Source organism: Nocardioides sp. J9, from assembly GCF_007829375.1.
In the GTDB taxonomy this organism is placed as follows: Bacteria; Actinomycetota; Actinomycetes; order Propionibacteriales; family Nocardioidaceae; genus Nocardioides.
Window position 1 is genome coordinate 71130 of sequence record NZ_VLJQ01000050.1, and the last position, 8407, is coordinate 79536.

6 protein-coding genes are annotated in these 8407 nt (G+C 75.3%); all 6 read left to right on the top strand.

The window, feature by feature from the left end:
• A partial coding sequence (locus L615_RS04220; RefSeq protein WP_145724229.1) for an Hsp70 family protein occupies positions 1–346 on the top strand: 346 nt, incomplete at its 5' end.
• Positions 343–2436, top strand: coding sequence for an Ig-like domain repeat protein (locus L615_RS23105; protein WP_157514874.1), 2094 nt, complete (start codon positions 343–345; stop codon positions 2434–2436). The genes L615_RS04220 and L615_RS23105, both read left to right, overlap by 4 nt.
• A gap of 89 nt (positions 2437–2525) precedes the next feature.
• Positions 2526–3836, top strand: coding sequence for a homoserine dehydrogenase (locus L615_RS04225; protein ID WP_028655618.1), 1311 nt, complete (start codon positions 2526–2528; stop codon positions 3834–3836).
• Entirely contained in the window at positions 3833–4918 is a 1086-nt protein-coding gene (gene thrC / locus L615_RS04230) for a threonine synthase (protein ID WP_051485753.1), read from the top strand. Before L615_RS04225 ends, thrC begins: the two co-directional genes overlap by 4 nt.
• A 13-nt stretch (positions 4919–4931) precedes the next feature.
• Positions 4932–5834 (top strand): homoserine kinase, encoded by a 903-nt coding sequence (gene thrB / locus L615_RS04235; RefSeq protein WP_261376550.1) that lies wholly within the window; start codon positions 4932–4934, stop codon positions 5832–5834.
• Between the two features lie 213 nt (positions 5835–6047).
• A complete protein-coding gene (rho, locus tag L615_RS04240; RefSeq protein ID WP_261376551.1) occupies positions 6048–7928 on the top strand; it encodes a transcription termination factor Rho in 1881 nt (626 codons plus the stop codon).
• The last annotated feature ends 479 nt before the right edge of the window (positions 7929–8407 follow it).

Below are 8407 nucleotides of genomic sequence, written 5' to 3' on the forward strand. Positions count from 1 at the left end.
CCTGCCGATCGACGTGGGTCGCTCGTTCGGGACCGTGCGCCCGGACCAGGACGCCATCAACATCCGCATCGTCGAGCAGCAGGGCCAGGCCGAGTCGATGCGCGTGCAGGACGTGAAGCTGCTCGTCGCCGGGATGATCGAGGGCATCCCTCCCGGCTACGACGCCGGCAGCGAGGTGCAGGTCCGGTTCACGATGGGCTTCGACGGGCTGCTGACCGTGCTGGCCCACCACGTCGACGCCGGGATCCCGCTCCGGCTCACCGCCCAGACCGGCGCGACGCTGTCCCAGGCCGAGGTGGCCCGCGAGCGCGAGCAGCTCCAGCGCACGCGGCGGCGCGACGCGTGAGCGTGCGGGCGCCGTTCGACGGCAACGACTACCGCAAGCGGGTGCTGGCCGCCGTCCACCGCCGCGGCGGCCTCGAGGCCTCCGACCCGTTCGAGCTGTACGACGTGCCCGTCGACGACGTCACCCGGTGGAGCGAGGAGGACGTGGCGACCCGGGTCGGTGAGGTGTGGGGGTTCTGGCAGCGCCAGCGCGACCACCCGAAGTACGGCACGCTCGTCGGCCTGCTCGTCGCGACGCACGACGAGAACAGCGCCGACCTGCTCGACCCCTCCCGGCGTGCCGCGGCCGCCGAGCAGGTGCGCCGGCAGCGCGAGGCCCGCGACGCCGCCCGGTTCCAGCCGCTCGACGAGGCCGTCTCCCGGCTCGTGCAGCGCCACGGTGGCATCCCGCGCGACAAGCTCGAGGGACTCGTGGAGGTCGGTGCGCTCGGCGGGCTCACCCGCGCCGAGGTCGAGCTCCGCCTGCGCCGGCACCGCGTCGTCGACCCCGCACCGGCCGCCCCGGCGACCCCGCCGCCGGCGGCGCCGCTGGTCAGCGACCACCGGCGCCAGCAGGTCCGCGACCTGCTCGACGAGCTCGGCCGGCTTGAGGAGCAGCCCCCGCCGCCGACCCTGCTGGCGCTGCTCGGCCTCGACCCGGGCGCCGACGACGCGGAGGTCGCCCTCCGCGCCGAGGCGTGGCGGGCCCGCTGCCGCGAGCTGCCGCCGCTGCGGGTCCGGGCCGTCGCCGACGAGCTGATGGTGCACGTCGCCGAGCTGCTCGAGCGCGGTCCGGTCATGCGCGACGCCTACCTCGACGCGGTCCTCGTCGACGTGCAGGTGCGGTTGCGTCCGCGGGTCCGTGCCGCGGCGCTCGTCGAGGACCGGCTGACGGCCGAGGACCACGAGCACCTCTACGAGGAGGCGCTCGCGCTCGGCCTCGACCCCGCCCGGGCCCGGGAGGCGATCGCCGGCCTCGCCGCCGAGCTCGACGTCGAGGTGGAGCCGGTGTCCGCGCGGCGCCCGTCCCGGCCCGCCCCGCCCCCGGCTCCCGCCTCGTCGGACCCGTCGACCCCGCCGGCCCCGTCGCGCCCGGCCGAGCGCCCGTGGGAGGCCGGCCTGCGCGCCGCCCGGGCCGCCCTGCGCCGCGGTGCGCTGCTCGAGGCCCGCCGGCTGGTCGGCCAGGTGTCCGCGAGCGGCGACCCCGCTGCCACGACGCCCCTGCGCGCCGTCGCCGACGAGGTCGAGCAGGCCGTCCGCGAGGCCGAGCTGCAGTGGCGCGCCGCGGCCGCCGCCCTCGGGGCCCGCCGCTTCGCCGAGGCCGTCGAGCACCTCGAGCACCTCGCCCGGGTGGCGGCCGACCTGCCGCCACCCGCCGGCCTCCAGCCAGCAGCGGCCGAGCTGGCCCGTGCCCGGGCCGAGGTCGCCGAGGCCGACGCCCGCACCGCCGCTGCCCGCAGCGCTCCCGACCCGGTCGCCGCGCTGGTCGCGGTGCTCGAGCGGTGGCCCCAGCACCCGGGGGCGGTGGCGGCCCTCGCCGCGCTGCCGCTGCGCCCGCCGGGGAGCGTGCACGCGCGCCGCGACGCCTCCGGAGCGGTCGTGGTCGAGTGGCAGCCGTCGCCGACCGCCGGGGCGTCGTACAAGGTCAGCCGGGTGGAGCCCGGGGGACGCACCAGCGTCGTCGGCCGCACCGCCGCCACCCGGATCGAGGACGGCGGCGCCCCCGCCAGCCGCGACGTGCCGGACTACGTCGTGGTCGCCGTCCAGCCCGGCCGGACCTCCGCCGAGTCCCGGACGGGCCGCCCGGCCCCGTCGCCCACCCCGGTCGCACCGCCGGCGGCGGCCAGCACCCCGGCACCGGTCGACATGGTGAGCGACGTGGTCGCCGCGCGCGGCGCCGACGGCTCGGTGCACGTGCGCTGGCGTGGTCCTGCCGGCGTGGAGTTCAAGGTCTCCCGCCGTGCCCCCGACGGACGCTGGCAGGTCGTCGGGCGCACCCGGGCGACGGGGATCGAGGACGGTGGCGCCCCGCCCGGCGAGGTCCCCGTGTACGCCGTCTCTGCACGCGGCGACGACGGCGTCTCGCCCGAGGTGTACTCCCGACCGACGTGAGGGCGGCCGTGAGCGCGGGGGAGCGGGCGGGCTGTCCGCGTTCTGCCATCGGGTGCTCGGCCGGGGCCGGGCGCCGATAGGGTTGGCCCGTGAACAGTCCCCTCAAGGTCGCCGTCCTCGGCTGTGGCTCCGTCGGGTCGCAGGTGGTGCGTCTCCTCGGCGAGCAGGCCGACGACCTGGCTGCCCGGGTGGGTGCGCGGGTCGAGCTCGCCGGCGTTGCCGTGCGCCGCCTCGACGCCCCGCGCGAGGTCGACGTGCCCGCCGAGCTGCTCACCACCGACGCCGCGGCGCTGGTCGCCCGCGAGGACGTCGACGTCGTCATCGAGGTGATCGGCGGCATCGAGCCGGCCCGGACCCTCATCCTGTCCGCGCTGGAGAACGGCGCCTCCGTCGTCACCGCCAACAAGGCGCTGCTCGCCGAGGACGGCCCGACCCTCTTCGAGGCCGCCGAGAAGGCCGGCCGCGACCTCTACTACGAGGCCGCCGTCGCCGGCGCCATCCCGATCCTGCGCCCGCTGCGCGAGTCGCTCGCCGGCGACAAGGTGACCCGGGTGCTCGGCATCGTCAACGGCACCACCAACTTCATCCTCGACAAGATGGACACCCAGGGCAGCGGCTTCGCCGACGCCCTCGAGGAGGCCCAGGCGCTCGGGTACGCCGAGGCCGACCCGACCGCCGACGTCGAGGGCTTCGACGCCGCCGCCAAGGCCGCGATCCTCGCCAGCCTCGCGTTCCACTCGCGGGTCACCGCAGCCGACGTGCACCGCGAGGGCATCACCGACGTCACCGCGGGTGACGTGCGCTCCGCCCGCGAGATGGGCAGCGTCGTCAAGCTGCTCGCCATCGCCGAGCTGGTCCCCTCCGACGAGGCCGGCGAGGAGGCCGGGGTCAGCGTGCGCGTGCACCCGGCGATGATCCCCCGGTCGCACCCGCTGGCCAGCGTGCGCGAGGCCTACAACGCGGTCTTCGTCGAGTCCGAGGCTGCCGGCCAGCTCATGTTCTACGGCCCCGGCGCGGGCGGTTCGCCGACCGCGAGCGCCGTCCTCGGCGACCTGGTCACCGTCGCCCGCAACCACCGCCAGGGCACCCGCGGCGTCGGTGAGTCGGCCTACGCCGACCGCACCGTGCTGCCGATGGGGGAGACCCGCACCCGCTACCACGTCGCGATCGACGTCGACGACCGCGCGGGCGTGCTCGCCGCGGTCGCGCAGGCGTTCGCCGAGCACGGCGTCTCGATCCAGACCGTCCGCCAGGAGGGCCGGGGCAACGACGCCCAGCTCGTCGTGGTCTCGCACGAGGCGACGGATGCGGCACTGTCCGCGACCGTCGAGCGGCTGCGGGACATGGAGATCGTGCGTGAGGTCACCTCGGTGATGCGCGTCGAGGGAGCCGAGGAATGACCGGTACCACCAGCCCGACCGTCGCCAACGGACAGTGGCGCGGGGTGATCGAGGAGTACCGCTCCCTCCTCGACATCCCGCAGGACACCCCCGCGGTGACCCTCCGCGAGGGCGGCACCCCGCTGGTGCACAGCGGCTGGCTCTCCGGCCTGACCGGCGCCGAGGTGTGGCTCAAGGTCGAGGGCAACAACCCGACCGGATCGTTCAAGGACCGCGGCATGACGACCGCGCTGTCCGTCGCCGTCCACGAGGGCGCCCGCGCCGTCGTGTGCGCCTCGACCGGCAACACGTCCGCGTCGATGGCGGCCTACGCCGCCAAGGCCGGCGTCACCCCGGTCGTGCTGGTGCCTGAGGGCAAGATCGCCGCGGGCAAGATGGCCCAGGCCGTGCTGCACGGCTCGCAGGTCATCCAGGTCCGCGGCAACTTCGACGACTGCCTGCGCATCGCGCGCGAGATGGCGTGGAAGTACCCCGTCGCCCTGGTCAACTCGGTCAATCCGCACCGCCTCGAGGGCCAGAAGACCGCCGCCTTCGAGATCGTCGACTTCCTCGGCGACGCCCCCGACTTCCACCTGCTGCCGGTCGGCAACGCGGGCAACATCTCGGCCTACTGGCTGGGCTACACGCAGTACGCCGCACTCGGCCGGGCCACGAAGAAGCCGGTCATGCGCGGCTTCCAGGCCGAGGGCGCCGCCCCGCTGGTGACCGGCGAGCCGTTCCCCGACCCGGAGACCCGTGCCACCGCGATCCGGATCGGCAACCCCGCCTCGTGGAAGCTCGCCGAGGCCGCGCGTGACGAGTCCGGCGGCCGGTTCGCAGCGGTGTCCGACGCGCAGATCCTCGCCGCGCAGAAGCAGCTCGCCTCCCGGGACGGCGTCTTCGTCGAGCCGGCCTCCGCCGCCGGGATCGCCGGCCTGCTCGCCGAGCTGGAGGCGGGGGAGTCCTACGCCGGCTCTACCGTGGCGATCACCGTCACCGGGCACGGTCTCAAGGACATCGCGACCGCGCTGGACGGCCTCGAGCTGCCCGAGCTGGTCGTCGACGCGGACGTGGACGCGGCCGCCGCGGCCGCAGGTCTCTGATCCAGTGGCCTTCGTGGAGGGCCCGGTCCGGGTCACCGTGCCGGCGACCTCGGCCAACCTCGGGCCCGGCTTCGACACCCTCGGCATGGCGCTCGAGCTGCGCGACACCCTCGAGGCGGAGGTCCTGCCCCAGGGCCTGGTCGTCGAGGTGTCCGGGTACGGCGACGGCCAGGTCCCGCTCGACGAGCGGCACCTCGTGGTCCGCGCGATGCGGGCGACCTTCGAGCGGCTCGGCCAGCAGCCCACCGGCCTGCGGCTCTCCTGCACCAACGCCATCCCGCACGCCCGCGGCCTCGGGTCGTCCTCGGCGGCGATCGTCGGCGGCGTGTGGATCGCCCGCGAGCTGGTCGCGGGCGGCCGCCTGCTGCTCGACGACGACGGCCTGCTCGACCTCGCGGCGCAGATGGAGGGACACCCCGACAACGTCGCACCGGCGCTCCTCGGCGGGTTCGTGATCTCCGGCCAGGACCCCGACGACTCGTTCTGGGCGGTCCCCGGCAGCGTCGACCCGCGGGTCGGCGTGGTCGTCTTCGTCCCGCCGACCCCGGTCGAGACAGAGCACGCGCGCGGGCTGCTGCCCGACGTCGTACCCCACGACGACGCGGCGGCCAACGCCGGCCGCGCCGCGCTCCTGGTCGCAGCGCTCTCGGGCCGGCCCGAGCAGCTGCTGCGGGCGACCGAGGACCGGCTGCACCAGGAGTACCGCCGCCCGGCGATGCCCGACTCACTCGACCTCGTCGCGGCCCTGCGCGCCGACGGCGTGCCCACCATCGTGTCCGGCGCCGGTCCGACCGTGCTGGCGTTCACCGACGGCCCCGGCACCCCCGAGTCCGACGCGCTGCTGCGCCGGTGTCCGGCCGGCTGGAGGGCGCGGGCCCTCGCCGTCAGCAGTGCGGGCGCCACGCGCGCGGACTGAACGCCGGGCTCGCCTGCGCCCGGTCCCGTCGGTGGTACATTGGCGGCGCGCCGCAGTTCCCGGCGCCCGCGCGTCCCTCGGGACGTGCCAGTTCTCCGGCGCGGTGCCGGTCCCGCGGGTTCCTCCCGCTCGGTCGTCCGTGCCGGATCCAACCAGTTGCCGTTCCGTGCCGTTGACCGCCGGGACGTGCGTGTATCCGTGGGAAGGGCTCACGTGACCGAGACTCTCGACTCCACCGCCGCTGCCGGCGAGGCCCCCSGGGGCGACGACGCCCCGGCCAAGGCGCCGAGGAAGCGCGCCGGTGGACTCAACTCCATGCTGCTCGCCGACCTCAAGGCGATGGCCGGTGGCATGGGCATCAAGGGCGCCGGGAGCATGAAGAAGGCTGCCCTCGTCGACGCCATCAAGGCCGCGCAGGCCGGCCAGGGCAGCCTCCCCGAGGCGCCCGCCGAGCAGAAGTCCGAGCAGAAGTCCGAGCAGAAGTCCGAGCAGAAGTCCGAGCAGAAGTCCGAGCAGTCCGGCGGCCAGAGGGACGGCCAGAAGGACGGCCAGCCCGGCGGGTCCGAGGACAAGGGCGAGCGCCAGGGCCGCCAGCGCCAGCGCAACCGCGACGACCGCCAGAGGGACGGCCAGAAGGACGGCCAGCCCGACCAGAAGCAGGCCGACCAGAAGCAGGCCGACCAGGGCAAGGCGGACCAGGGCAAGGGTGGCCAGAAGCAGGGCGACCAGCAGAAGTCCGGCGACCAGAAGCAGGGCGACCAGAAGCAGGGTCAGGGCAAGCAGGGCGGCCAGGGCGGCCAGCAGAAGGCCCAGCCGAAGCAGGACGACGGCAACCGCGACAACCGTGACAACCGCGACAACCGCGCGGACGACGACCACGACGACGACGGCGAGGGCGGCAGCCGCCGCAACCGACGCCGCCGTGGCCGCGACCGCGACCGTGCCTCGCGCGGCCGCGAGCCCGACACCGAGGTCCGCGAGGACGACGTCCTCGTCCCGGCGGCGGGCATCCTCGACGTGCTCGACAACTACGCCTTCGTGCGCACCAGCGGCTACCTCGCCGGCGCCGACGACGTCTACCTCTCCTTGTCGATGGTCCGGAAGTACGGCCTGCGCCGCGGCGACGCCGTGGTCGGCCAGGTGCGACAGCCGCGCGAGGGCGAGCGCCGCGAGAAGTTCAACCCCATGGTCCGCATCGACACCGTCAACGGCGTCGACCCGGAGCAGGCGAAGAACCGCGTCGAGTTCGAGAAGCTCACCCCGGTCTCGCCGACCGAGCGGCTGCGCCTCGAGACCGGCCCGGACGCCGTCACCGGCCGGGTCATCGACCTGGTGACCCCGGTCGGCAAGGGCCAGCGCGGCCTGGTGCTCGCCCCGAGCGACGCCGGCAAGACCGCGACCGTGCAGGCCGTCGCCAACGCGATCACGACCAACAACCCCGAGTGCCACCTCATGGTCGTGCTCATCGACGAGCGGCCCGAGGAGGTCACCGACTTCCAGCGCGCCGTCCGCGGCGAGGTCGTCGCCAGCACCTTCGACCGCCCGGCCAGCGACCACACCACGCTCGCCGAGCTCGCCGTCGAGCGGGCGAAGCGGCTCGTGGAGCTCGGCCACGACGTGGTCGTGCTCATCGACGGCCTGACCCGCCTCGGCCGCGCGTTCAACCTCACCGCACCGGCCAGCGGCCGGATCCTGCCCGGTGGGGTCGACGCGGCCGCGCTCTACCCGCCGAAGCGGCTCTTCGGCGCCGCCCGCAAGATCGACAACGGCGGCTCGCTGACGATCCTGGCCACCGCGCTGACCAACGGCTCGGTCGTCGACGACGCGGTGCTCGACGAGCTCACCGGCACCGACAACCTGCGCCTGCACCTCTCCCGCGAGCTCGCCGACCGGGGCCTGGCCCCGGCCGTCGACGTGCACGCCTCCGGTACCCGCCGCGAGGACCTGCTGCTCACGAAGGAGGAGCAGGCCGTGCGGGCCAAGCTCCGTGCCGAGCTCGCCGGCAAGGACGGCGCCGAGGCGCTCGAGCAGCTCCTCGGCATGGTCCGCAACAGCAAGTCCAACGACGAGCTGCTGCTGCGTCTCTCGCGCTGAGCGCGTCGCCCGACACCGGTTGGGCGCCCCGCGCTGGTGGGCAGCCACCAGGGCGTTGCCCAAGACGTCGGTGCTGCTCACCAGCTCGGCGGGGGTCACCTGCTCGACCGGCAACGAGCGCGTCGCCTGTCGAGGGCGGCGCGCAGGCGCTCGCTGCGCTCGGCCCGCACTTGCCCTCGACGCGCCTTCGGCGCGAGCGCCACGCTGCCGCGCGCGCGGTTGCCTTGCGTAGGTCCCGCCCCCGCCTGGCGGCAAGCCTTGAGGTCGCTTCGCCGGACTCCCGGTGGTTGAGGTGCGAGGCCGCCCGCGGCCGAGCCTCGAAACCTCCGGACCTTGGTGGCGGGCTGTGCCCGGCTCGTCGGGTGCACCGGGGCCGCTGGTTTCGAGGCTCGGCGCTGGGGCGCCTCGCACCTCAACCACCGGCGGGAGGCTCGGCGCTGGGGCGCCTCGCACCTCAACCACCGGCGGGAGGCTCGGCG